Annotated in this window: 24 protein-coding genes; 18 read left to right on the forward strand and 6 right to left on the reverse strand. The window is 57.6% G+C overall.

Annotated elements, in window-relative coordinates; all coding sequences use genetic code 11:
• The 12 genes from JNM42_RS14965 to pgaD form a co-directional block, all read left to right on the forward strand.
• Positions 1-694: SGNH/GDSL hydrolase family protein (locus tag JNM42_RS14965; RefSeq protein WP_294271818.1), on the forward strand; the 694-nt coding region annotated here is incomplete at its 5' end.
• Positions 695-707: 13 nt separating this feature from the next.
• On the forward strand, positions 708-1,907 hold the full coding sequence (locus JNM42_RS14970) for a hypothetical protein (protein ID WP_294271821.1): 1,200 nt from the start codon (positions 708-710) through the stop codon (positions 1,905-1,907).
• 137 nt (positions 1,908-2,044) lie between these two features.
• Complete coding sequence (locus JNM42_RS14975; protein ID WP_294271824.1) at positions 2,045-2,836, forward strand: glycosyltransferase; 792 nt, start codon at positions 2,045-2,047, stop codon at positions 2,834-2,836.
• Positions 2,837-3,013: 177 nt separating this feature from the next.
• On the forward strand, positions 3,014-4,729 hold the full coding sequence (cptA, locus tag JNM42_RS14980; RefSeq protein ID WP_294271827.1) for a phosphoethanolamine transferase CptA: 1,716 nt from the start codon (positions 3,014-3,016) through the stop codon (positions 4,727-4,729).
• Positions 4,730-4,864: 135 nt separating this feature from the next.
• Positions 4,865-5,368 (forward strand): GNAT family N-acetyltransferase, encoded by a 504-nt coding sequence (locus tag JNM42_RS14985; RefSeq protein ID WP_294271830.1) that lies wholly within the window; start codon positions 4,865-4,867, stop codon positions 5,366-5,368.
• Positions 5,369-5,392: 24 nt separating this feature from the next.
• Positions 5,393-6,223, forward strand: coding sequence for a diaminopimelate epimerase (dapF, locus tag JNM42_RS14990; RefSeq protein ID WP_294271833.1), 831 nt, complete (start codon positions 5,393-5,395; stop codon positions 6,221-6,223).
• Complete coding sequence (locus tag JNM42_RS14995) at positions 6,220-6,873, forward strand: DUF484 family protein (RefSeq protein WP_294271836.1); 654 nt, start codon at positions 6,220-6,222, stop codon at positions 6,871-6,873. The genes dapF and JNM42_RS14995 overlap by 4 nt, the downstream gene beginning before the upstream one ends.
• Positions 6,874-6,904: 31 nt before the next feature.
• A complete protein-coding gene (gene xerC, locus JNM42_RS15000) occupies positions 6,905-7,807 on the forward strand; it encodes a tyrosine recombinase XerC (RefSeq protein WP_294271839.1) in 903 nt (300 codons plus the stop codon).
• Positions 7,808-7,816: 9 nt separating this feature from the next.
• The gene (gene pgaA, locus JNM42_RS15005; protein WP_294271842.1) at positions 7,817-9,787 is read left to right on the forward strand and encodes a poly-beta-1,6 N-acetyl-D-glucosamine export porin PgaA; all 1,971 of its coding nucleotides are present in this window, start codon (positions 7,817-7,819) and stop codon (positions 9,785-9,787) included.
• Positions 9,775-11,340: a poly-beta-1,6-N-acetyl-D-glucosamine N-deacetylase PgaB gene (gene pgaB, locus JNM42_RS15010; RefSeq protein WP_294271845.1), complete on the forward strand. Its 1,566-nt coding sequence runs from the start codon at positions 9,775-9,777 to the stop codon at positions 11,338-11,340. Before pgaA ends, pgaB begins: the two co-directional genes overlap by 13 nt.
• A gap of 7 nt (positions 11,341-11,347) precedes the next feature.
• Complete coding sequence (gene pgaC, locus JNM42_RS15015; RefSeq protein WP_294271849.1) at positions 11,348-12,637, forward strand: poly-beta-1,6-N-acetyl-D-glucosamine synthase; 1,290 nt, start codon at positions 11,348-11,350, stop codon at positions 12,635-12,637.
• Positions 12,577-13,065: a poly-beta-1,6-N-acetyl-D-glucosamine biosynthesis protein PgaD gene (pgaD, locus tag JNM42_RS15020; RefSeq protein WP_294271852.1), complete on the forward strand. Its 489-nt coding sequence runs from the start codon at positions 12,577-12,579 to the stop codon at positions 13,063-13,065. Before pgaC ends, pgaD begins: the two co-directional genes overlap by 61 nt.
• Before the next feature lie 14 nt (positions 13,066-13,079).
• On the opposite strand, the gene msrA is transcribed toward pgaD, so the two are convergent.
• From msrA to JNM42_RS15035, 3 genes are read right to left on the reverse strand one after another with little or no spacing between them, the layout of a single operon-like run.
• Complete coding sequence (gene msrA / locus JNM42_RS15025) at positions 13,080-13,679, reverse strand: peptide-methionine (S)-S-oxide reductase MsrA (RefSeq protein ID WP_294271856.1); 600 nt, start codon at positions 13,677-13,679, stop codon at positions 13,080-13,082.
• Between the two features lie 14 nt (positions 13,680-13,693).
• A complete protein-coding gene (msrB, locus tag JNM42_RS15030) occupies positions 13,694-14,206 on the reverse strand; it encodes a peptide-methionine (R)-S-oxide reductase MsrB (RefSeq protein ID WP_294271859.1) in 513 nt (170 codons plus the stop codon).
• Between the two features lie 50 nt (positions 14,207-14,256).
• Positions 14,257-15,054 carry a thioredoxin family protein gene (locus JNM42_RS15035; RefSeq protein ID WP_294271862.1) on the reverse strand — a complete coding sequence of 266 codons (798 nt, stop codon included), beginning with the start codon at positions 15,052-15,054 and terminating at the stop codon, positions 14,257-14,259.
• Positions 15,055-15,265: 211 nt separating this feature from the next.
• On the opposite strand from JNM42_RS15035, the gene JNM42_RS15040 reads away from it, so the two are divergent.
• A complete protein-coding gene (locus JNM42_RS15040; RefSeq protein WP_294271864.1) occupies positions 15,266-15,946 on the forward strand; it encodes a hypothetical protein in 681 nt (226 codons plus the stop codon).
• On the opposite strand, the gene JNM42_RS15045 is transcribed toward JNM42_RS15040, so the two are convergent.
• Positions 15,940-16,146, reverse strand: a complete 207-nt coding sequence (locus JNM42_RS15045; protein WP_294271867.1) for a hypothetical protein — start codon at positions 16,144-16,146, stop codon at positions 15,940-15,942. The two genes, JNM42_RS15040 and JNM42_RS15045, sit on opposite strands and share 7 nt — an antisense overlap.
• A 155-nt stretch (positions 16,147-16,301) precedes the next feature.
• Between JNM42_RS15045 and JNM42_RS15050 the strand changes: the two genes are divergently transcribed.
• On the forward strand, positions 16,302-16,802 hold the full coding sequence (locus JNM42_RS15050) for a DUF3999 family protein (RefSeq protein WP_294271869.1): 501 nt from the start codon (positions 16,302-16,304) through the stop codon (positions 16,800-16,802).
• Entirely contained in the window at positions 16,724-17,305 is a 582-nt protein-coding gene (locus tag JNM42_RS15055; RefSeq protein WP_294271870.1) for a DUF3999 family protein, read from the forward strand. Before JNM42_RS15050 ends, JNM42_RS15055 begins: the two co-directional genes overlap by 79 nt.
• Here JNM42_RS15055 and JNM42_RS15060 read toward each other — a convergent pair.
• Both JNM42_RS15060 and JNM42_RS15065 read right to left on the reverse strand, forming a co-directional pair.
• Entirely contained in the window at positions 17,242-17,688 is a 447-nt protein-coding gene (locus JNM42_RS15060) for an inorganic diphosphatase (RefSeq protein WP_294271872.1), read from the reverse strand. The two genes, JNM42_RS15055 and JNM42_RS15060, sit on opposite strands and share 64 nt — an antisense overlap.
• Before the next feature lie 84 nt (positions 17,689-17,772).
• On the reverse strand, positions 17,773-18,192 hold the full coding sequence (locus tag JNM42_RS15065; RefSeq protein WP_294271875.1) for a hypothetical protein: 420 nt from the start codon (positions 18,190-18,192) through the stop codon (positions 17,773-17,775).
• 653 nt (positions 18,193-18,845) lie between these two features.
• Here JNM42_RS15065 and JNM42_RS15070 point away from each other — a divergent pair.
• The 3 genes from JNM42_RS15070 to JNM42_RS15080 are packed head-to-tail and all read left to right on the forward strand — an operon-like array spanning position 18,846 to position 21,782.
• Positions 18,846-19,805, forward strand: a complete 960-nt coding sequence (locus JNM42_RS15070) for a tyrosine-type recombinase/integrase (RefSeq protein ID WP_294271877.1) — start codon at positions 18,846-18,848, stop codon at positions 19,803-19,805.
• Positions 19,802-20,776: a tyrosine-type recombinase/integrase gene (locus JNM42_RS15075; RefSeq protein ID WP_294271879.1), complete on the forward strand. Its 975-nt coding sequence runs from the start codon at positions 19,802-19,804 to the stop codon at positions 20,774-20,776. The genes JNM42_RS15070 and JNM42_RS15075 overlap by 4 nt, the downstream gene beginning before the upstream one ends.
• A complete protein-coding gene (locus tag JNM42_RS15080; protein WP_294271882.1) occupies positions 20,769-21,782 on the forward strand; it encodes a tyrosine-type recombinase/integrase in 1,014 nt (337 codons plus the stop codon). Before JNM42_RS15075 ends, JNM42_RS15080 begins: the two co-directional genes overlap by 8 nt.
• Positions 21,783-21,791: the final 9 nt, after the last annotated feature.

Below are 21,791 nucleotides of genomic sequence, written 5' to 3' on the forward strand. Positions count from 1 at the left end.
AGGTCGATATACAGGGGATAAACCTGCAGGAAAAGGCATTGCCGTGCTTGGCGATTCTCATGCCATGGGTTGGGGGGTAGGCGATGAGGAGACTTTTTCGGCGGAACTGCAAAGGCTGAGTGGCCGTCCGGTATACAACCTGGCGGTTTCAAGCTACGGCACGGTCAGGGAGTTGATGTGGATGGAAAAGTCCGGCTTGCTGGACACGGTGGACGCCATCATAATCCAGTATTGCGACAACGACCTTGAAGAAAATGTGGGATTCGTCCCCCCTTCTCCACAAGACGCAAAAAAAGAATTCGCAACCATCACCCAGGCGCGCGGGGCCTCCTTGTCCAGCGAGCTCAAGTTACTTAACAAAGGCTACTGGTTAACGTTCAGGATCCCCCTTTCACTCCTTAAAATACGATTGCTTCCCGAACCACCCAAAGACTTTTTGCCGCATTACCAGCCTGTTGTCGACGCCTTCAGTCAGCATGAGGCGTTAAAGGCCAAACGTATCATCATCTTTTACAGCAACGCGAAGGGTGGGAAGTTCCGCGCCTTTCCGGCGGGGAAAGCCCGGCAACTGCCCAATGTCGAATTTGTTGATCTGAACCTTGAGCGCGATGATTACTACCGAATTGACGACCATCTGACCAGTGCAGGGCACAACAAGGTTGCCCAGCGCCTGTATGAATTGATTCGACCGTAACAAAACCGCAACCATGAACATCTCCCACATAAAACCTGCATTCCTCTACGTGCTTGCCCTGTTGTTGAGTTTCCATGCTTTGCTGTTTTACGGTTTTCCAAGGCCGGTTTTGTTTGCCGTCTGGTTATTGATGGCAATAACTTTCCTGTTCGCCGGAGGGGCACAGGCTATGCTCAGCGCAATGTCCCTGGCGGTTTTTACGTTGCTGTTGAATGCAGTAATCCATTTCAGCGGCCTGGAAAGTAGCATCTACTATCGACCTCACGAGTTGATGAAATCGAGCAATCCGGACTTCGGAGAGATTTATAAACCAGACACGCAATTCAGCATGAATGCCTTGTTCGGCGATATAGAGGCCATCGAGAAAGCTGGCGTCAAGGAGCCGCACGAGATTGCCTACCTTACCGATAGCCTGGGATTTCGCAATCCATCCGACTATCATGGACAGAATTTAGTACTAGTCGGCGATTCTTTCGTCGCCGGGGCCAACGACACCCAATCCTGTTTAATTTCCGAATGGCTAAGGCAGAGCCACAATCTTGATTCCTACAACCTTGGTTTCCCCGGTGACATGAACGACTACGTCAATCGCGTCCGGGCATTCCGACGGCTCAAGGGGAATGATTTCCGTATGGCACTTTTTGTGTACGAAGGCAACGATTTCATCCCATTTACTAACAAGCCCGTTACCAGGCACAGCCGGTTTGACAGCTACTACGGCCTGTTCAAGAGCAGCAGTCTGTGGCGCTACACCCGCTCGCTTTATCTGCGCGGACAGAAAAAGAGAAGCGGCGAGCACGCGCCACCGGCACTGGTTCAGGAGATTGGCGGCAAGCCTGTCGCCTTTTACTCCAAAGAGCAGGCGCTGATCAACAACCGCAGCAAACTTAAGGAAACCGATCTGAACTTCGTATCGGCCTTGCAGATCCTCAAGCCTAATTTGGTCGAGATATTTTTTGTGCCGGTCAAATACCGGGTGTATGCCCAATGGTTGCCAGCGCAATCGCTACCGAATGAACAATGGAACTATCTTGCCGAGGCCGCCAGGCAGGCGGGCATACCGGTTCACGATCTTACGCCCGTATTAAGTGCTGAGGCCGCTCGTCTATTAACGAAAGGGCATTATGTCTATTGGCGAGACGATACGCACTGGAACTGCAACGGAATGCGCGTAGCCGCCGCCGAAGTGGCGAGAATTTTACTTAAACAGTGAGCCTGCAATCCAATCGTGCGTTGATCCATCAACCATCCGGAGGATGCTACGGGACACTTGCTAAGAGTTTGTTCAAGCCACGGTAACCGCGAGTATCCCTTAGCGAAAGTATTTCATACCTTTGGAGCCAGACCGCAATGAGCGAGAAAGTTGATTGCAACCCCAGTTTTAGTATTGTTCTTGTCAATTACAAGTCGCTGGAAATGACGTCGATTTGTATGGAATTAATTCAGCAAGGCATCAATGTGGCCGAGGTGCCGGTTTGGGTTGTTGATAATGATTCCAACGACGCCAGCCTGGAGTATTTGAAATCGCTGAACTGGATTCACCTGATTGAAAGAAAGCCGCCCAGCCAGGAATCCGGATTCATGGCGCATGGTGCCGCTCTGGATATTGTTCTGGATAAGGTGACAACGAAATATCTTTTATTGCTGCACACCGACACATTCATTCACGATCCGTCCATAGTAAATATCATGCTGGAAAAATGCATCGTCGATGACAAGGTTGTAGCTGTAGGTTGCCTGGAGCCTGTCTGCCGCAGTTTGCCACAAGCTGTCTGGCGATTTGTAATTCGAGGCGCCAAGTATTACTTCAGAAGAACCAAAATTTCGCTCGGAATAAATACCAGAGCACCAAAATTACACTATGAAATCTATTTGAAGAGTTTTTGTGCTTTATGGAATGTAAAGATCATCAAGCAACATGGAATGACTTTTTCGATGGCTGACAGAATCCCCGGTTATGAAATGCAGGATCGGTTACCTGAACTGGGTTATAAATTCGTCGCCATTCCTCCACGAGAAATGTTCAAATATCTCGATCACATTGAAAAAGGCACCGTGTCAGCAACCAATGGTTATAAGAAAAATCACAGAAAAGTGAAAAATTATCAGGTCGTACTCAACAAGCTACAAAGTAAAAATTGAATCGCTACGGCGGATGTTAAACCTGGCAGGCTGGTACGCGTGAGTCAGGATTTCATGAAGTCCGGGCGTCGGCCTGACTTGTCTAACCTCGGTCGCTGTTCAATCAAGCGAAACTTCTTCAGTTATCGGCACTTTCTGCGGATGCCCTGGCCGCATTGCTCATTTTGAAAATGCAAAATGTCCTCTGTCCTGCAACAAAATAGCCCGCCAGCCAAAATCGATTGGCCTGCTCTCGGCTGGGCCTATCTGTTTTTCTGGTACTTCTCAGGCATTCATCATGTGCTGTTGCAACTTGCGGGAGCCACCATCTTTGCCGGCATACGGCAGGCCACCATCGCCAGCACTCTGTGGCTGATTCCCTTGTTGCTGTTCCCGAATCGAACCCGGCAAATTTCGGCGACCATCGGCATCATCCTGTACTTGTTTTCACTGGTCAGTCTGGGCTACTTCTGCATCTACCGGCAGGAGTTCTCACAAAGCGTAATTTTCATCATCTTTGAATCGAATGCGGCAGAAGCCAGCGAGTATATTGCGCAGTATTTCGTATGGTGGATGATTCCAGCCGCATTGATTTACAGTGCTGGCGCTTACTTTCTGTGGCGCAGGATTCGCCCGCTGTGCCTGTCGCGCAGGACGGCGTGGATACTCGTCACCCTGATCATGCTGTTTCTTTTTGCCTATCCGAACTACAGGCTACTGCGGCACAGCGAATTTTCAACTGCGCTAGCGGCTGAAACTATCGAGAAGCGCATGGAGCCGGCTGTTCCCTGGCAGATCATTTTTGGCTACACGCAATACCGCAAGCAGTTGGCCGGAATGCAGCAGTTGCTCGATCAGAACAACAGTATCCCGCCACTGAACAAGTTCAAGGACGCCAATGCCGGTTTTCCGGCGACGCTGGTGCTGGTCATCGGCGAATCGACCAACAAGCAGCACATGAGCCTGTACGGTTATGCGCGAGCAACAACGCCCAGACTCGATGCCTTGCGCAAGGAACTCGCGGTGTTCACCCAAGTCGTTGCGCCACGTCCCTATACCATCGAGACGCTGCAGCAGGTACTGACGTTTGCCGACCAGGAAAACCCTGATTTATACCTGACCAAGCCCTCACTGATGAACATGATGAAGCAGGCAGGGTACAAGACCTTCTGGGTTACCAACCAGCAGACGATGACCAAGCGCAACACGATGCTCACCAACTTTTCGCAGCAGATGGACGAACAGATCTATCTGAATAACAGTCGTGCCCAGAACTCGCGGGAATATGACAGCAACGTCCTCGTGCCATTCAATAGAATCCTCCTGAACGACCCGGCTGAACGCAAATTCATCATCGTACACCTGCTCGGAACGCACATGAAATACGATTACCGCTATCCGACGGAGTACGAGATCTTCAAGAATCGCACGGGGCTACCCGATTGGGTAAGGGACGATCAGGTGCCGGTCATCAATAGCTACGATAATGCCGTATTGTTCAACGATTTTGTCGTCTCCAGCCTGATCGGGGCAATGGCTTCATCTCAGGCCAATGGTTTTCTGGTTTACTTTTCGGACCACGGCGAGGATGTCTTCGATTCACCCGGGCACGCCATACTCGGGCGCAATGAGAGCAAGCCGACGCCGCCGATGTACACCGTGCCATTCATCGTGTGGTCTTCCGAAAAATGGCGGGCACTCCACCCACGCAATTTTGCCGGTCAACTCGAGCGTCGCTACGGAACGTCACACTTCATTCACACCTGGGCCGATCTCGCCGGAATAAGTTTCGATGGCTTCGATCCGAGCAAGAGTCTGGCCGGCAAGGATTTCAAGGAGCGGCCCCTGCTGGTTGGTGATCCGGGCGCGCAGCAAGCGTTGATCGATCTGCGGACGCTGATGCCGGTTGATTGATAAAAGGTTTTGTTCATTGCGCCGCACGAGAAAATGCTGAAGGATGGCGCGCACCGTTGGCGCAGCAAACCCCACGATAAATGCAACATGACCTGGTTCAAGATTAAACTCGCCGGAAAAATTTAAAGCTGACCAATGACCCTTCAGATTTCACCGGTCACCGACGCCGATGTCGAAGCCATTGCCGCGCTGGCACGCATTGTCTGGCAGGATACCTATCCGGGCATTATCACGCAGGCGCAGATCGACTTCATGCTCAAGCAACGCTACGACCCCCGGCTTCTTCTTGGCGAACTGGCTATGCCGGAAGTCTGGTGGGACAAGGCGACGCTCGATGGCGATCTGGCCGCCTTTGCCTCAAGCCTGCTGACCGCAACGCCGGGCGAAATGAAGCTCGACAAGATATATGTCGATCCAGCCCAACAGCGACTCGGGCTCGGCGGCCGATTGATTGGTCACGTTGTGCAGCGGGCGCTGGCGCAGGGTTGCAACACAATTATTCTGGCGGTCAACAAACGCAATGAACGCGCCATCGCGGCGTACAGGAAACACGGATTTGTCGTGCGCCAAGCCGTATGTGTCGATATCGGCAACGATTTCGTCATGGACGACTTTATAATGGCAAGATTACTGCGATGAGCCTGATCAGGCAGGCGGGTTACGATGAAGCTCAAGTTCACTAAAATGCACGGGCTGGGTAACGACTTTGTCGTGCTCGATGGCGTTCGCCAGCCGGTTACGCTGATACCGGCGCAGTTCCGCCATCTCGCTGACCGGCATTTTGGCGTGGGTTGCGATCAGATTCTTCTGGTTGAAAAGGCAAGCACCCCGGAAGTCGATTTCCAATACCGCATCTTCAATGCCGATGGTGGCGAGGTCGAACAGTGCGGCAATGGTGCGCGCTGCTTCGTGCACTTTGTTCACGATCAAGGATTGACCGAGAAAAAAGAGATTCGCGTTAAAACGATGAGCGGTGTGATTTGCCCCCGTCTGGAAGCTGACGGGAACGTCACGGTGGATATGGGCTTGCCGGTCTTCGTTCCTGAAAGAATTCCTTTTATCAGCCCGACGAGCGATCTTGTGCAGACGCTGCGGGTTGGCGATGAGGACGTTGCGATCACTGCCGTCTCGATGGGTAATCCGCACGCCGTGCAGGTGGTCGCCGATATTGATGCGGCGCCAATTGCCGAGCAGGGGCCGCTGATCGAGTCGCATCCCCGCTTTCCGCAGCGGGTCAATGCCGGCTTCATGCAGATTGCCGGACGGCAGGCGATTCGCCTGCGCGTTTTTGAACGCGGTGCCGGCGAAACCCTTTCCTGCGGAACCGGCGCCTGTGCCGCTGTGGTTGCAGGGATTGCACGCGGTCTGCTCGATTCGCCGGTGCGCGTGTCAACGCGCGGCGGCGAACTGACTATTGCCTGGGGCGGCTTCGGCACAACAGTGCTGATGAGCGGCCCTGCCTGCACCGTCTTTACCGGAGAAATTGAATTATGAAATCAGATGAAATCGCTCAGTATCTGCAGGATAATCCACAGTTCTTTGAAGAGCATGCGGACCTGATATCACGACTGGTGATTCCGCATCCGCACGGCGGGCGAACCATCTCGATCACCGAGCGCCAGATGCTGGGCTTGCGTGACAAAAACAAGCTGCTAGAAGGAAAGATGAGCGAGTTGCTCCAGTTCGGTGAAGAAAACGACTCGATCAGCGAAAAGATGCATCGCCTTGGCGTGGCCATGATCGCTGCGGCTTCCTTCCAGTCGGTGCTGCATACCCTGAATTTTCATCTGCGCGATGATTTTGCCATTCCGCATGTGGCCTTGCGACTTTGGGGTCACCCGGAAAATTCGGATGAGTTGCCTGAATTTGCCGATGTCAGCGAAGAGTTGCAGGTATTCGCCGAGACCCTCAGCGAACCCTACTGCGGTTCGACTTCCGGCTTTGAAACCTCATCGTGGTTCGGCGATGCCTCCAGCCACCTGCGCTCGCAGGCCCTGATTGCCATGCGCAATGGTGGCGGCACGATCGGCATGATCGCGCTCGGCAGCGAAGAGCCACAACGTTTCTATGCCGGCATGGGCACCTTGTATCTTGAACGACTTGGCGAGATGGCCTCGGCCGCGCTGGCACGGGTGTTGCGCTGAATCCCAGTTGATTCTGTATTGACTCCCATTCATGGTTTCAAGCGAGTCAGTCAGCGCCTACCTTGACGAACTCGCCCAGCAGCGGCGACAGTCTCCGCATACGGTCAGCAACTACCGGCGTGATCTGCTCGTCCTCTGTGAGTTGATCGGCGAGTTGCCTGGTCAATACAAGCTCGATACCGTTCAGACGCCTCACATCCGCCGTTTCATCTCCCAGATGCACGCACGCGGGCTGGGTGGGCGCTCACTGGCGCGCAGGCTTTCCGCCTGGAGGGGCTTTTATCGATGGCTCGGTCTGCGCGGTGAGATGACGGTAAATCCTGTCGAAGGCGTTCGCGCACCAAAAAGTCCCAGGGCCTTGCCCAAGGTTCTGTCGCCCGACGAAGCCAACCGCCTTCTCGATTCTGCAAGCGACGCTGTGCTGGAGATTCGGGATCAGGCGATGTTCGAGCTTTTCTACTCGTCCGGCCTGCGTCTTGCCGAACTCGCCGCTCTCGACGTGGCATGTGTGGACGATCTTCTGGCCGGCGAGGTGCGCGTTCTCGGCAAGCGCAACAAGCTGCGCCTGGTTCCGGTGGGCAAGAAGGCACGCGAGGCGGTCGCGGTGTGGGCCAGGCATCGTCTCGAAGTGGCCTCCCCTGAAGCCTCCGCACTGTTCGTCGGGCAGCGCGGAAAACGCATCAACCCGCGCGTGATCGAAGAACGGCTCAAGCAGCGTGCGCAGGCGCAGGGCTTGCCAACCCGCGTACATCCGCACATGCTGCGGCATTCGTTTGCCTCGCACCTTTTGCAATCGTCCGGCGACCTGCGCGCGGTGCAGGAAATGCTCGGCCATGCCAGCATTGCATCGACGCAGGTTTATACGCACCTCGATTTCCAGCATCTGGCTAAAGTTTATGATGCGTCCCATCCACGCGCCAAGAGAAAAGGCTGAGAAGCGCGCATGCGATTGAGCTTTCGTGATCTGCTTCTGCTGAGTTGTACGCTGGCCTGCCCAGCCTCGGCAGGCACGCCTGAGCAACTGGCGGCGGATGGCGACTGGGCAGCGCTGCTCGGGGTCTACCTCGCAACGCTCGAAAAAAATCCACAGGATGCCAAAGCCCGCCTCGGAGCCTGGCGGGCCGCCATGCGCCTCGGGATCTTCGAACAGGCGGCAGGGCTGGAAGCCGGGATCAATGCGCGCGAGCAGGCGGCACTGGAAGGCGATCGCATCGCAATCGCCATTCGTTACGGTCGCATCAATGCACGCACCCTGAATGGCCCCGAGCGATATCACCAACTCGATTCCGCACTTTCCAGCAGCGCGGCGCTGGCAGCGGCTTTTCAATCCGGCCTGCAGCCGGATGCGGAAGAAAGGCGGCGGCTGATCGACCGCATCTCTGCGCTTGCGGCGCGCAACCGTCCGTCGGATGCGGTGGCGCTGTACGAGGCGCTGCTTGCCATCGACGTTGAGGTGCCGGTCTGGGCGCTGAGCGATGTGGCCGGAGCCTATCTGTCGCTGCGCCAGCCACGCCAGGCTGAAATGCTTTACCGGCGGGTGCTGGTGGCCACACCGGACAGTTTCGATGCCAATCTCGGGCTGTTTTACGCGCTGGTTGAATCCGAGCAGCTGGCGCTGGCGCAGGCACACATCGACCGCTTTGCGGCAAGTTTGCCGGTGCGCCGTCATCTTGACGGACAGCCCAACGGCGAGCGCTGGAGTGCCGAAGTGGCCAGCGATCAGGCGCGCCTGTACGCCGAGCGCATCGCCGAAGCGCAGCGGCGCATCGAACAGCGGCTTGCCGTGACGCCGTTCAACAGCGAAGCCCGGAGTGCTGAAGCCAGCCTGCATCTGGCACGTGGCTGGCCGCGTCAGGGCGAGGCCGATCTGCGGCGCGCGCTTGGCAGCGATCCGCGTAATCCCGCTCTGCATGCCGATCGTGCCGAAGTCTTGCTGTCGCTCCAGGATTGGGAACCGGCGCGGGCCGAACTGGCGAGGGCGCGCAGCCTCGATGCCGATACTCCTCGGGTGCGTCAGGCTGACCGGACATTCGAACTGCACGATCGTCGCGAATTGTATGTCGATGCCGGCTATGGTGTAGGCCAGAACAGCAACCCCTACGGCTCTTCCGACTGGGTGGTGGACACGTGGCTGTACAGCAGCCCGCTGGCCGAACGCTGGCGTGCCTTTGTCCATAATTACAGCGCCAGCGCCGACTTCAACGGCGCCTGGACGAACTGGGTGCGAACCGGCGTCGGTGCCGAGTGGCGCTCGGGCAACTGGCGAGTTACCGGCGAGACCAACGGTGGCGGGGCCGAAAAAGTCGGGGTGCTTGGCACGCTGCGCTGGCAGCCGGACGATTACTGGAAATTCTACGCTGCGGCCGAGAGCCTGACCAACAACATTCCCTTGCAGGCCGTTCGTGCCGGCGTCACCGCCAGTCGTTTAAGCGCCGGCGTCGACTGGCAGGCGCACGAGTCGCGCAAGCTGGCGCTGGTCGCCAGCCGCACCGACTTCAGTGACGGCAACCTGCGCCAGAACGTCATGGCCACCTGGTTCGAGCGCTGGCTCAGCACACCGCGCTGGAATTTCGAGACGACGCTTGGCGCCGATACCTCGCGCAATTCGCTGGGCTATGCGGCCCCCTACTTCAATCCGCCTGAAGATCGCTCGCTGTGGTTCACCGCTGCCGTCGAGAACCTGGCCTGGCGCGATTATGACTATTCGTTCCGCCAACGCCTGGCGCTGACAGTCGGCAACTACTGGCAGTCGGGATTCGGCGACGGCGACACCGAGGCTATTGAATACCATCAGCGCTGGGAACTTGGCCGTGCCATGTCGCTGCGTTATGGCATCGGTCGCAGCCTGCGCCCTTATGACGGCGTGCGCGAAGCGCGCAATTTTGCTACCTTGACTCTGCTATGGCGATTCTGAACAACTTCCGGCGTGCTCTGCTCGCCCTCCTGTTTGCCCTCCTGCCGCTCGCCGCAGCGCAGGCGGCAGGTGATTTCATCGTCCTTTGCTACCACGAGGTCGAGAGCGAGAAATCGGGCAGCCTGACGCGCACCGCCGTACGCGCCGGCGATCTGGCCGCCCAGTTCGCCTGGCTACAGGCCAGTGGCTATCACCCCGTCAGCCTGCAACAGATTCTCGATTCGCGCCAGGGCGGCCCGGCGCTGCCGGACAAGGCGCTACTGCTCACCTTCGATGACGGCAAGAAGGATGTCTTTACGCGCGTCTTCCCGCTGCTCAAGCTGTTCCGCTTCCCGGTCGTGGTGGCGCTGACCGGCCACTGGCTGAACGTTCCCGACGGCGGCATGGTCGATTACGACGGCGTTCCCATTCCACGCAGCGAATTTGTTTCCTGGGCAGACGTTCGCGAGATGCAACGCTCCGGCCTGGTAGAGATCGCTTCGCATTCCTACGATTTGCACCGTGGCGTCCTTGCCAATCCACAGGGCAACACCCAGCCGGCAGCAACGACACGGGTGTATGCCGACAGCGTCTACGAAACGGACGAAGTCTACCTGGCCCGGCTGCGGACTGACCTGCGCCGGAACAACGAGCTGATCAAACAGCATACCGGCGTGCCGCCGCGCGCCATCGTCTGGCCTTATGGACGCAGCAACCGGGCCGCACAGGATCTGGCGGTCGAACTGGGTATGCCCGTGGGCATGACGCTGGAAGATGGCGTCAACACGGCGAACACAGCGCTGCCGCAGCTCAAGCGCTACCTGATCGAGGAAAGTCCGTCACTGCAGAGTTTTGCCGAGGCCGTTCGCCACCTCTGGTCGCCCGATCCGGCACGCAGCGTGCGTATCGTTCCGGCGCAGTGGCCGCTCGTCGAGGAGGGTTTGTCGCGGACGCTCGATGAACTGCAGAAGCTGAGCCCGAATGTGGCTTTCGTTGATCCACGAGTGACCCGCAATGGTCAAAAAGCGGTGCTGTTTCCAACGACCAGGCTCCCGGTCGCGGCGGACGAGCTGAACCATATTGCCTGGCAGATCGAACGTCGTGCCGGGAGCCCGGTATTCATCGACCTGCCGGTAGACTGGCTTGGCGATCACGGATTGCTCGCCGACCTCGCCCGTCATGTCAATTTTGCCGGTGTCCGCATTCCACGGGCACCGGGCGACGAGCATGCGCTGCGCGCGCTGAATGTCATGGAGCGCTGGCGCTGGCCGCTGCGCGTGGCCTACGCGCCGAAAGAAGCGGTGGCAGCCGACGCCTGGCGCAAGCTGCGTCCGGGCGATCTGCTCGTGCTGCCGGCGACTGCAGCCAACCTGGCCCTTATTCCGGCAGGTGAAGCGGGACGCGTCTTGTTCGAATTCGATCCGGGCACGCAGCCGCCGGCGGAAATCGCCCGCGCCATGCGCCGTCTCGAAGCCGACGGTTTCCGCCAGTTCGGCCTCGCCGGTTTTCCGGATACGGGCTTCGACCCGGTCTGGTCGAACCTTTCGCTGCGCTCGCAGCCGCTTTTGCCATAACTCTGCCATGACGCTACCAGCACTGATGGGCAGCTTCTGGGGAGTGATGCTTTCCTATGTCTTCCTCTACCCGGTGCTGATGTCCTTGCTGTGGATGATCGGTGGTGTGGCTTTCTATTTCCGCTATGAGCGGTACCCGCACCGCATCGTCAGCCAGCCGCCGGAGCGTGCCGACTATCCGCTGGTCGCAGTGCTCGTTCCCTGCTTCAACGAGGAGGCGAATGCGCGCGAGACGATCGATGCGCTGATGGAATTGCGCTATCCGAACTTCGAGGTGATCGCCATCAACGACGGCAGCCGCGATCGTACCGGGGAAATTCTCGATGACCTGGCCGATGAGTACCCGCTGTTGCGCGTCATTCACAACGTCAAGAATCAGGGCAAGGCCGTCGGACTGAACACCGCCGCATTGCTGACGCATGCCGAGATCCTGGTCGGCATTGATGGCGATGCCCGGCTCGACCCGTGGTGCCTGCACTGGCTGGTACGCCACTTCGATGAGCCGGAGGTCGGGGCGGTGACCGGCAATCCGCGCGTGCGCACGCGTTCGACGCTGCTCGGGCGCATCCAGGTCGGCGAGTTCTCGTCGATCGTCGGCCTGATCAAGCGCGCGCAACGCTCGATCGGGCTGATCTTCACTGTTTCCGGCGTGATCGCCGCGTTCCGGCGCAGCGCCCTGTTCGAGGCCGGCTTCTGGAGCCCGGACAAGATGACCGAGGATGTCGACATCACCTGGAAGCTGCAACTGGCCGGCTGGGAAGTACGCTTCGAGCCGCGCGCTTTGTGCTGGATCCTGATGCCGGAGACACTGAAGGGACTGTGGAACCAGCGCCTGCGCTGGGCCACCGGCGGCGCCCAGGTTATTTTTGACTACTGGTCGGAAATCTGGCAACGGCCGCGTATGTGGCCGGTCTTTGTCGAGTATTCAATGAGCATTCTGTGGGCATTCTGCATGGCCCTGCTGGTGGTCTACCGCATTGCCGATCTGGTGTTCTACAGGGTCGACCTGCAGAGCGCACCCGTGCTCATGCTGGGCTGGACCGGGCTGCTTATCGGCACCACCTGTCTGGTACAGATGATGTTGAGCCTGTGGCTGGATCGCCCCTATGATCAGGGGCTGCTGAAGAATTATTTCTGGATGATCTGGTATCCGGTCATCTACTGGGTACTCGGTGCCACAACCGCCGTGGCGGCGCTGCCTGCGGCGCTGGCACGCAGATCGGGGAAGAGAGCGAGATGGATCAGTCCAGACCGCGGCGTAAGCCCGGACACGATCAACGCCAACAACAAGCGCTGATTATCGAGCGGCCTGACCTGGCGCACCCTGTGCGGCGGGTGCTGGCGATATTGTTTACCTTGCTGGCCTGGGGCTTGTGGATTGGTCTCTGGCTTCCGGTTCTCGGATCGGTCGCGGCGCAATTCGGCATTGAACTGCCGTGGGTTTCTTATCCGGGTCAGCTCAGCCTGCAGGCGCTCAGGCTGCTCGTTGGTGTCTTTCCGCTCGCCGTCGGGCTGGTACTGCTGGTTCTTGCCGTCAATGGCCTGGTCAGCCGCATCCATCGACGCTTCAACCCGCCAGCGGCGCACCGTTTTATCGGGATGGACCGATTGGCCACGGGAATGGCGCTCGACGCCGGAAAGCTCGCCACCTGGCAGTCCGCACGCATCCTGCACGTCGAGCATGGCCCGCTGGGGCGGGTAATTGATGCACGCATAGTTCGCTAGTCTGACCGAACAGGCTACTTGCTTCCCCAGAGTTGCTGCACCCGCGCATCCCTGCCGCAGCCATTGCGGTAGTAGGCGTAGCGGATCGGATTTTTCTTGTAGTAGTCCTGATGGTATTCCTCGGCCGGATAAAAGGCCGTGGCGGCGATGATCTCGGTATGGATTTCCTTGAATTTTCCGCTCGAGAGCAAGGCATCGCGGCTGCTTTCGGCAACCTTGCGTTCGCTCTCGTTCTGCCAGTAGATGCCACTGCGATACTGGTTGCCGCTGTCGCAGAACTGTTTGTCCTTGACCGTCGGGTCAATATGCTTCCAGAAAAAATCCACCAGTTGCGCATAGCTCACCCTGGCCGGATCGTAAGTGACACGCACCGCTTCGGTGTGTCCGGTGCCGCCGGCGCTGACCTGCTCGTAAGTCGGGTTCGGTATCTTGCCGGCGGTGTAACCGGATTCGGCGCCGATGACGCCGGGCAGCTTCTCGAAATCGGCCTCGACGCACCAGAAACAACCGCCGGCAAATAGTGCGCTCGCCGTGTTTCCCGTCTTGACCGCCGCTGTTTCGGCGGCCAGGACACTGGTCAAAGCGACAAGGCCCAGCGAGCACATAACAGCCATGCAAAGCCGCCGGATCATGTCCGCAACTCCGGCAGCTTGTCGGCGCGAGGTACGAACAACAGCGCAAGGCCGTTGTTGCAGTAGCGTTTGCCGGTCGGCTTCGGGCCATCGTTGAAGACGTGTCCCTGATGGCCGCCACAGCGCGCGCAGTGGTATTCGGTGCGCGGATAGATCATCTTGAAATCGGTCTTGGTGACTACCGCAGCGGGCAGAGGTTCCCAGAAACTGGGCCAACCGGTGCCGCTTTCGTATTTCATCCTGCTGTCGAACAGGGGCAGGAAGCAGGCTGCGCAAACGAAGGTTCCATCGCGTTTTTCGTTGTTAAGCGGGCTTGTTCCGGCGCGCTCGGTATCTTCCTCGAACAGGACGCGATAGGCGGGTTGCGGAAGCAGTGCAGCCCATTCGGACTTTGATTTGACAAGTTGCATGGTTTTTTCTTCCTTGGCAATGGCCATTTGCGTGGCCGGAATGGGAAGCAGGAAGGTGGATAGGCCACCGAGCCACTTGAGGGTTTGACGACGATTCATGATCTTCTCCATAAATACTGATGACAATTTTGCGAAAGGTTAAACACAGGTTAAACGCAGCCCGGCATCGATACCGCTTGCAGCACCTCGCCTGCCTTAGCGTCCTGAACCAGAGCTGCAATGCCCAGGTTCTCGCGCTTCCAGTCGGCGGGCAGCTTGACGGTCTGCCGCCACTCTGCGCGTCCTGTTTGCGCATCAAGCATTACCGGCGCCGACCAGTAGCGCACCACGTTGTCGTGCTCAAGCCGTGCGCCCTTGTTCTCTCCCGCCCTGACTTCTGTTGACAGCTTTTTCTCGAAAACAATGACGATGCCCTGTGCGGCTGCTCCCGACCGGGCGCCGTCAACCAGGGCGAAACGTGCTTCAAGATCGACCGCAGCGCTGCCCGAAGCGCTCATCTGAACGCCGATGCGGGCACGCGCCGGCTGACGGTTGATGGCTTGAATGCGCTGCTCAAGGACGTCATGCCTGTTCCATCCGCGCAGTTCCTTCATCCCGGCAAAAACCTCGGGGGTGTAAATGGTGCTGCTTGCGGCCAGTTGGCTCAACCAGCGCTGGCGTTCGGAAAACCGGGCCTGAGCGAAGGGGTCTTTCCAGCCGATGTAGTCCCAGTAATCAACGTGCAGCGAGAGCGCAACAGCCTGTTCGGCAGTGAATCGGCGTGACAGTTCCCCAAGCCAGCGATCTGCCGGCGGACAACTACTGCACCCTTCGGAGGTATAAAGCTCGATCAGCGCCACGCCATGTGCGGGACTGTGCGCGCTGCAAGCGGCGGCTTGCGCTGCAAGTGGCGCCAGGGCGAGGCAGAACGATACGGTGGCGCGGTGAAACAGGGTCAAGGGTGACACAGGGTTCTCCTGACTGAGGGTATGTAGCTTGGTCGTTCGGGCCGCATGATTACTTACAGCCAAATGCGGAGCCGCCCGTCCGGCCTGCCTCACTGACCGGTGCCGGAAAATGTTTCGGTGCCGAAACTGCTGTGCTGGGACCTCGCAGAGGATCCATCGTTATACTTGCCCGGCAAAGGCAGACTCGAAGAATAATTGGGAATGGCCGGAAATGACTGAAACAACTTGGCGGGAGTTGGCCGTGCTGGCGCTGTTCTGGCTGATGTATTTCGCCATGCACTCGGTGCTCGCTTCGCTCCACGTCAAGCGATGGGTGGCCTTGCGCTATCCGGCGCGGATGCCGATCTATCGGCTGGGCTTCAATATGCTGGCGCTGATCATGCTGCTGCCGATTCTCTGGCTGATGCTTCGCCATCCCGGTCCGATGCTGTGGTCCTGGCAGGGGCCGGGGGCCTGGTTAGCGAATGGACTGGCCGTGGCGGCGGTGCTGGCCTTCATCATGTCGCTGAAACATTACGATGCGCAGGAATTCATCGGCTGGCGCCAGTGGACATCGCATACCCGACGTGTCGAGGATCAGGAGGGCTTCCATCTTTCGCCTTTCCATCGACATGTGCGTCATCCGTGGTATTTCTTCAGCCTGATCCTGATCTGGACACGCGACATGAGTGCCGCAATGCTGATCTCCGGTGTGATGATGACGATTTATTTCATCATCGGTTCGCGGCTCGAAGAAATGAAGCTGCTGATCTACCATGGAGAGGTCTATCGCACTTACATGAAACGGGTGCCCGGACTGATCCCCTGGCCCTGGAAGTCGCTTACAGCGCAGGAGGCCACAGCGTTGGTCAAGGCGGCGGAGCGCCGCGCCGCTGCTGCGCCGACTCAGTAGCGGTACGGATTGTCCGGGCGTCTGTCCTGCCTGTCGGGTACGCCGTCTCCATCGCGGTCGCGCTCGATGCGGTATGGGCCGCCGCCATGGTACCGATAGCTGTTGCCGTGTTGCGGGCCATGATCAAAATCCGGAACGTAGGCGACACAGCCTGAAACCAATGCACCGACGGCGATCATCAAAAATGCAAGCTTTTTCATTTTTCCTCTGAACCATTTCTCTCGACCAGCGCGAGCAAATACGCGGCAAATAAAAATTTTTTCCGACACTGCGAAAGTACAGCGCCTAAAGGGGAATAACGCCGTGAAGGGCTGGCGGATGTCAGAGAATATGTAAGGCTTTGTATCCGGCTGAGATGAATGGCGCCGGATTCGAAACCAGCTATAGCGCCGAAGTCTGGCTGGAAACCAGCAACGATCTCAAGCGCTGGCAAACCATCGGCGCCACCGAACTGAACTGGTTGAGCAATGACAGCGCCCAGACCCTGGCCAGCGAGCGGCTCGAATTCAGCCCGCAGTCCTTCCGCTATGCGCGCTTGGCCTGGCGTCGGGGAGAGCCAGTAATTTTCCCGGCGTTTCAGGCGGAAACGGTGAACCGGCAAAGCCGCGAGCCCGTCCGCGAAACCCTGTGGTTCAAGCCGGTCGACGGGAATCAGGCGGGTGATCAGGTTTACCCCGGCCGAGATTGCCCTCAAACTGAGCGAACCCAATATCGTCTACCCGATGACGCTCGGTTACTACGCCGGCGCCCAAGTCGCCAGGCCGGGAAAACCAGCGAATGGGCCTTTCAGCCGAAAACCCAGGCCACCTTCTACCAGATCACCCAGAACGGCCAGACCCGCCGTCCGGAGCCCTGAACGTCGGCCTTGGTCATCGGCAAGAGTGGGTGATTCGACCGCAGAATGCCGCGGCAACAGCCCGGCCTGAACTCGGGCTCTCGTGGCAACCCATGACCCTCGTTTTTCTCGCCGGTGGCACGCCGCCCTACACCCTGAATTTTGGCCGCAGCGAGGCAACGCCGGCCAGCCAGGCACTCAGTCAAGTGGCACCCGGATTCACTCCGGGCGAGCTCAATCAACTCGAACGGGCGCAAGCCGGTGAATTACGAACCGGCCCGGCCAATGTCTCCGCAGACAGCGCCGCCAGCCAGGCCGGTTTACCGGCGCGCCAGCGCACCTTCAACCTGTGGGGCGTATTGCTGCTCGGCGTGGTCATACTCGGTGGAATGGCCTGGCGGCTCCTGGCCGAGCATTTCATCAAGGGGTTAAAGTCGAAGCTATCATGTCCATTGAAAAATCAGAACTCAATGGGTGATCCCTTCCACGAATCATTTCGCGGTCTGGCGCGAGCAAGTGCTTGAGTGGCATCGCACCAACCATCACAAGCATTGCGCCCAGGTCGACGACGCCAAATATTTAGAAGTTCCTTGCACTTAGCATAGAAGCGAAAGAATCGCAGCACATCTTCGCGCTCACGCAGGGTTGGAGAGCGTTCGCAGCAGATCAGCTTGTCGTCCGTCATGCCGCGGTCGGTCAGCATCACCGCTCCCCATGCCTTGACCCGTATGCGCGTGCCGAGCGGCAATCTGGGGCCAAGCACCAAGGCATCCAACAGATCACCATCGAGTCCCAAGAACTCCGGCACGGAACCATAGTTGAACGGACACGGCAAAGGGGAAATGAAATCGACGTGGCCATTGGATCCGCGCTTGAGAAAATTACCCCGTGGAATTTCGATCACCACTTCAACCTCCACAGGCTCGGGCGCTGTCAATTTACATTCTCTCCCAATCGTGCCGCGTCTGTGTTAACCGCTGTGATAGACCACTCACTCTTCCCACGCAGGATATTGTTCTGGCTTTTCACCGATTTCGAGGATCAACCTTGGGTACTTGATGCCTGGACAGGGCTGTTGGACACCTTTTCTTGTTTTAGTGATTTTGAAAAGCCAGCTATCTCCAAAATCAAAAAAGTAATACAAGTTCCGCTTATTGGGAAGTGGATACAGATCCCCTATAGTCGTATTGAAAACTTCACCGCTTTCATCATCAAAACTGACCCGTTCACGACTTCGTTCGGTTCTTGCGATGTAAAACTGATACATGTGGTCATTATCAAAATTGGTTGCTTTCTGAATGGCCAGATGAAGCTCCTCCAGCGTTGAAGAAGAATGAATCTCAATCACTCCTTCCCATGCGCCATTTGCATAGGAGCCGGACATCAGTTTAACTTTGAGAGCTTGGAGCATTGTGTGCCTGGTCTTCAATTCAAGAGAATCAATCGCCAAACCCACTGGCCTCGACTATCTGAAATTACCAGAACATGCCAATGAATAGTAGCTGCTTGCTTCATAAAGGATGCACTGGGTGTTTTTTCTTCACATTTCGTAATGATAGTACGGATCCAGGAAAAGGGTTGATCAGTGGCGCTTACTCACCGCTACCAGAAATTGAAAGCCACCGTTGAAGACCATTCGCAGGAAAGACAACCGTCTAGGAAAATGTCAAGACCCGCTGATGTTAAGGCTGTTCTGATGCATGCTTTCAACCGTAGCCCGAACGGCAATACTCCTGTACTAGAAATCCTAGGCTCCGAATACGCCCATAAAGCCAGCGAGATCAGATAACGATGGCTGCAAGAAAGCAACCTTGGGCGTTCGCGCCTCGTTTCCGTAAGGGGTGAAAGCAGCCAGTCGGCAAAGTCTCGTCACCGTCAGCTACTCGGCCTTATGGAAAGCTTTCCATAAGGCCGATTATGCATAGTCGTTGATTATGGAAAGTAATCGCAGACGGCAGTGAGCAAATCCAGGCAATACAAAGGTTAGCAGAGACTGGCTCCAGTACAGGCTCGACATAATCTTGACGGTAGTCTGAAGTAACGGCTCCATTCCAGGAGACCGTTATGACCAATTCAACGACGAATGGGGATTTGCCGAATTCCCCGAAAGCCTCGACCTATTCGGCACATATCACAGCAGAATTGCAACGCTACGATGAACATCTCCGCGACGTTCGCGGGCTGGTCACCTGTACGCGCAGAGGGCGCCTGCGCATTATTGGCTGGCTGCTGGAAGGCAAGTTCAAGCATCGCGAGATTATATTTGCCCGGTTACGGCCTGACGATATTCGGCAATTTCTTGCCCGGCGACTTACAGAGCATCAGTCGGCCGCCAATGCATCACAACATGCAGCAGCACTACGGAGTTACCTGCGTTACCGAGCCACCTGCGGCGATCATGTCGGCAAACTTGCAGCAGTCATTGCGAACCCAGTCCATTGGCGGCTCGCAACACTGCCAAAGGCACTGAACGTCGGTGACGCCGATCGACTGCTGATCGCTGCAACCTCAGCACGCAAGATGCCCAAGCGTGCCTATGCGATTGTGCGCCTGGCGCTAGACTTGGGGCTGCGCTCTGGAGAGATCGCCCACCTCAACCTCAATGATATTGACTGGCAGGCCGGCACCCTCATGCTGCGCGGTACCAAGTCACTTCGGCAGGATGTGCTTCCTCTTCCTGAAGAAACCGGCAAGGCGCTTGCCGACTATTTACAACACGAACGCCCCGCAATCCGTCACCCGACCGTCTTCGTTCGACAGATTGCCGGCAGCACTCTTCCCATCACATCTTGCGCCATACAGAAGGTGATCAAGCGTTCCTGCCGTCAGATCGGTTTGCCGGATGCCAGCGCCCATGCCTTGCGCCATACCGTGGCTTGCCGTCTCATCGAGCGTGGCAGTTCGCTCAAGGAAGTCGCCGACCTGTTACGTCATCGCTCGCTTAACAGCACTCTGATTTACGCCAAGCTCGACACGCCAAAATTGGCGGAGGTCGCATTGCCTTGGCCGGGGAGCGCAGCATGAGCGCGCACGTCCGCTTGCAGCAACGGGTTGCAGGTTATCTCGCGGAGCGTCATCGCCTTGGCTTTGTATTGCGATCACGCGGCACATTGTTAGCCGGGTTTGTCCGGTACGTTGCCGATCGCAAGCACCGCGGACCATTGACCGCCGACCTCATGATCGAGTGGGCCCGTCATGACAAGTGGCAACGTGGCAAACCATCGACCTGGGCTGCTCGGCTTGCCTTCGTCCGCCACTTTGCCCGCTACCTGAAACAGTTCGAACCAGATACTGAAGTGCCGCAGGAGTTGACCTTTGGCCCAGAGCCGGGACGCGTCGCCCCGCACATCTTTCATGAACGGGAAGTCTCCGATTTGCTGGCAGCGGCTCGGCAGCTTGGTCCGCCAGGGAGCATTCGCCCGGCCACCTACGAAACCCTGTTCGGCCTGATGGCCTCGACCGGCCTGCGGGTATCCGAGGCGCTGCATTTACGTGACGATGATGTCGATCTTAAACGTGGGATGCTGACGATTCGGCAGACCAAGTTCGCCAAATCGCGACTGCTGCCTGTCCACCCGACGACGCTCGCCGCATTGGCGAAATATCGCAAGGCACGCGCACGGCATGTGGCCACGGCTGCGGACATGCCGTTTCTGATCGGCAGTCGTGGCCGGCGGCTTGGGAAGCCGCTGGGAGACCGCCAGGCCCACCGAGTCTTCAACATGTTGCGCGATCATCTGGGCTGGACGAATCGTGGCGGTCATGCCGCCATACGCCTGCATGACCTACGCCACACCTTCGCGGTTAGTCGCCTGATGCGCTGGTATGCCGATGGTACAGACATCGATCAGATGATGCTCGCCCTGTCGACCTACATGGGCCATGCCGAGATCTTCTACACCTATTGGTATCTCACCGCCGTTCCGGAACTGATGGCCCTGGCCGGCAGCAAATTCGAGCATTTCGCTGACCTAATTGGAGGCTGCGATGAATAAGAATGCAAAATCGCCGACGTCGTTTCCTGCCTTGGTGCAAGCCTACTTCGGCGATTACCTGACTCAGCAGCGCGCACTCAGTCCGCAGACCATCGCTACCTATCGCGACGGATTCGTGCTGTTCCTTGAATTTGCCGAGGAACGATTGGGCAAGGCTCCAGCCGTAATGGCGCTGGCCGACGTTACGCCGGAGTTGATCATGGCCTTCCTCGATCATCTTGAACGGCAACGACACAATTCAGTGCGCAGTCGCAACGCTCGTTTGGCTGCGCTACGGTCGTTTCTCAAGTTCGCCGGCCACCGGGATGTGGCATCGCTCCAGGTGATCGAGCGTGCCTTGGGGGTTCCGGTAAAACGTTTCGAGCGTCCGATGTTCGGCTACCTGACACGCGAGGAGGTACTGGCGGTAATCGGGGAAGCGGGTGACTCATGGCTGAGCCAGCGTGATCATGCCTTGTTTCTATTGATGTACAACACTGGCGCGCGCGTATCGGAGATCATCGGGGTCAAGGTCGGCGACGTGGTGCTCGACGCCAGCGCCGCTTGTGTCCATCTGCATGGCAAGGGTCGCAAGCAGCGTAGCGTGCCGTTGTGGCACGCGACAGTCAAAACACTACGTGCTTGGCTACGGGCAAATCCAGAGCTTACGGCGGAGGCCCCATTGCTGCCCAATCGGAATGGGCGTGCAATGACCCGAGCCAATGTCACACTCAGGTTGATATTGGCAGTTCAGCACGCGACGGAAACTCAGCCTGCATTGGCAAAGCGGAAAATCTCGCCACATACCATCCGCCATACAACGGCAATGCACCTGTTGCAGGCGGGTGTCGACATCAGCGTCATCGCGCTCTGGCTCGGACATGAGAGCCCGGTAACCACGCATCACTACGTGGAAGCCGACTTGGCAATGAAGGAGCGAGCCCTAGCCAGACTTCACGAACCCAACTCGAAGGTTCTGCGCTATCGGCCACCTGACTCGCTTCTCAACTTCTTGCGAACCCTGTGATTATGAGAA

It is taken from the genome of Propionivibrio sp. (assembly GCF_016790145.1).
Lineage (GTDB): Bacteria > Pseudomonadota > Gammaproteobacteria > Burkholderiales > Rhodocyclaceae > Propionivibrio.

Excerpts from the sequence above, each read along its gene's own strand:
- msrB (WP_294271859.1), bottom strand. The coding sequence starts at position 14,206 with ATGAATCGTCGTCAAACCCTCAAGTGGCTCGGTGGCCTATCCACCTTC.
- JNM42_RS15065 (WP_294271875.1), bottom strand. The coding sequence starts at position 18,192 with ATGCTCCAAGCTCTCAAAGTTAAACTGATGTCCGGCTCCTATGCAAAT.
- JNM42_RS15075 (WP_294271879.1), top strand. The coding sequence starts at position 19,802 with ATGAGCGCGCACGTCCGCTTGCAGCAACGGGTTGCAGGTTATCTCGCG.
- xerC (WP_294271839.1), top strand. The coding sequence starts at position 6,905 with ATGGTTTCAAGCGAGTCAGTCAGCGCCTACCTTGACGAACTCGCCCAG.
- JNM42_RS14975 (WP_294271824.1), top strand. The coding sequence starts at position 2,045 with ATGAGCGAGAAAGTTGATTGCAACCCCAGTTTTAGTATTGTTCTTGTC.
- pgaD (WP_294271852.1), top strand. The coding sequence starts at position 12,577 with ATGGATCAGTCCAGACCGCGGCGTAAGCCCGGACACGATCAACGCCAA.
- JNM42_RS14985 (WP_294271830.1), top strand. The coding sequence starts at position 4,865 with ATGACCCTTCAGATTTCACCGGTCACCGACGCCGATGTCGAAGCCATT.
- JNM42_RS14995 (WP_294271836.1), top strand. The coding sequence starts at position 6,220 with ATGAAATCAGATGAAATCGCTCAGTATCTGCAGGATAATCCACAGTTC.
- JNM42_RS15050 (WP_294271869.1), top strand. The coding sequence starts at position 16,302 with ATGAATGGCGCCGGATTCGAAACCAGCTATAGCGCCGAAGTCTGGCTG.
- pgaC (WP_294271849.1), top strand. The coding sequence starts at position 11,348 with ATGACGCTACCAGCACTGATGGGCAGCTTCTGGGGAGTGATGCTTTCC.
- dapF (WP_294271833.1), top strand. The coding sequence starts at position 5,393 with ATGAAGCTCAAGTTCACTAAAATGCACGGGCTGGGTAACGACTTTGTC.
- msrA (WP_294271856.1), bottom strand. The coding sequence starts at position 13,679 with ATGGCTGTTATGTGCTCGCTGGGCCTTGTCGCTTTGACCAGTGTCCTG.
- cptA (WP_294271827.1), top strand. The coding sequence starts at position 3,014 with ATGTCCTCTGTCCTGCAACAAAATAGCCCGCCAGCCAAAATCGATTGG.
- JNM42_RS15070 (WP_294271877.1), top strand. The coding sequence starts at position 18,846 with ATGACCAATTCAACGACGAATGGGGATTTGCCGAATTCCCCGAAAGCC.
- JNM42_RS15055 (WP_294271870.1), top strand. The coding sequence starts at position 16,724 with ATGGGCCTTTCAGCCGAAAACCCAGGCCACCTTCTACCAGATCACCCA.
- JNM42_RS15040 (WP_294271864.1), top strand. The coding sequence starts at position 15,266 with ATGACTGAAACAACTTGGCGGGAGTTGGCCGTGCTGGCGCTGTTCTGG.
- pgaA (WP_294271842.1), top strand. The coding sequence starts at position 7,817 with ATGCGATTGAGCTTTCGTGATCTGCTTCTGCTGAGTTGTACGCTGGCC.
- pgaB (WP_294271845.1), top strand. The coding sequence starts at position 9,775 with ATGGCGATTCTGAACAACTTCCGGCGTGCTCTGCTCGCCCTCCTGTTT.
- JNM42_RS14970 (WP_294271821.1), top strand. The coding sequence starts at position 708 with ATGAACATCTCCCACATAAAACCTGCATTCCTCTACGTGCTTGCCCTG.
- JNM42_RS15045 (WP_294271867.1), bottom strand. The coding sequence starts at position 16,146 with ATGAAAAAGCTTGCATTTTTGATGATCGCCGTCGGTGCATTGGTTTCA.
- JNM42_RS15080 (WP_294271882.1), top strand. The coding sequence starts at position 20,769 with ATGAATAAGAATGCAAAATCGCCGACGTCGTTTCCTGCCTTGGTGCAA.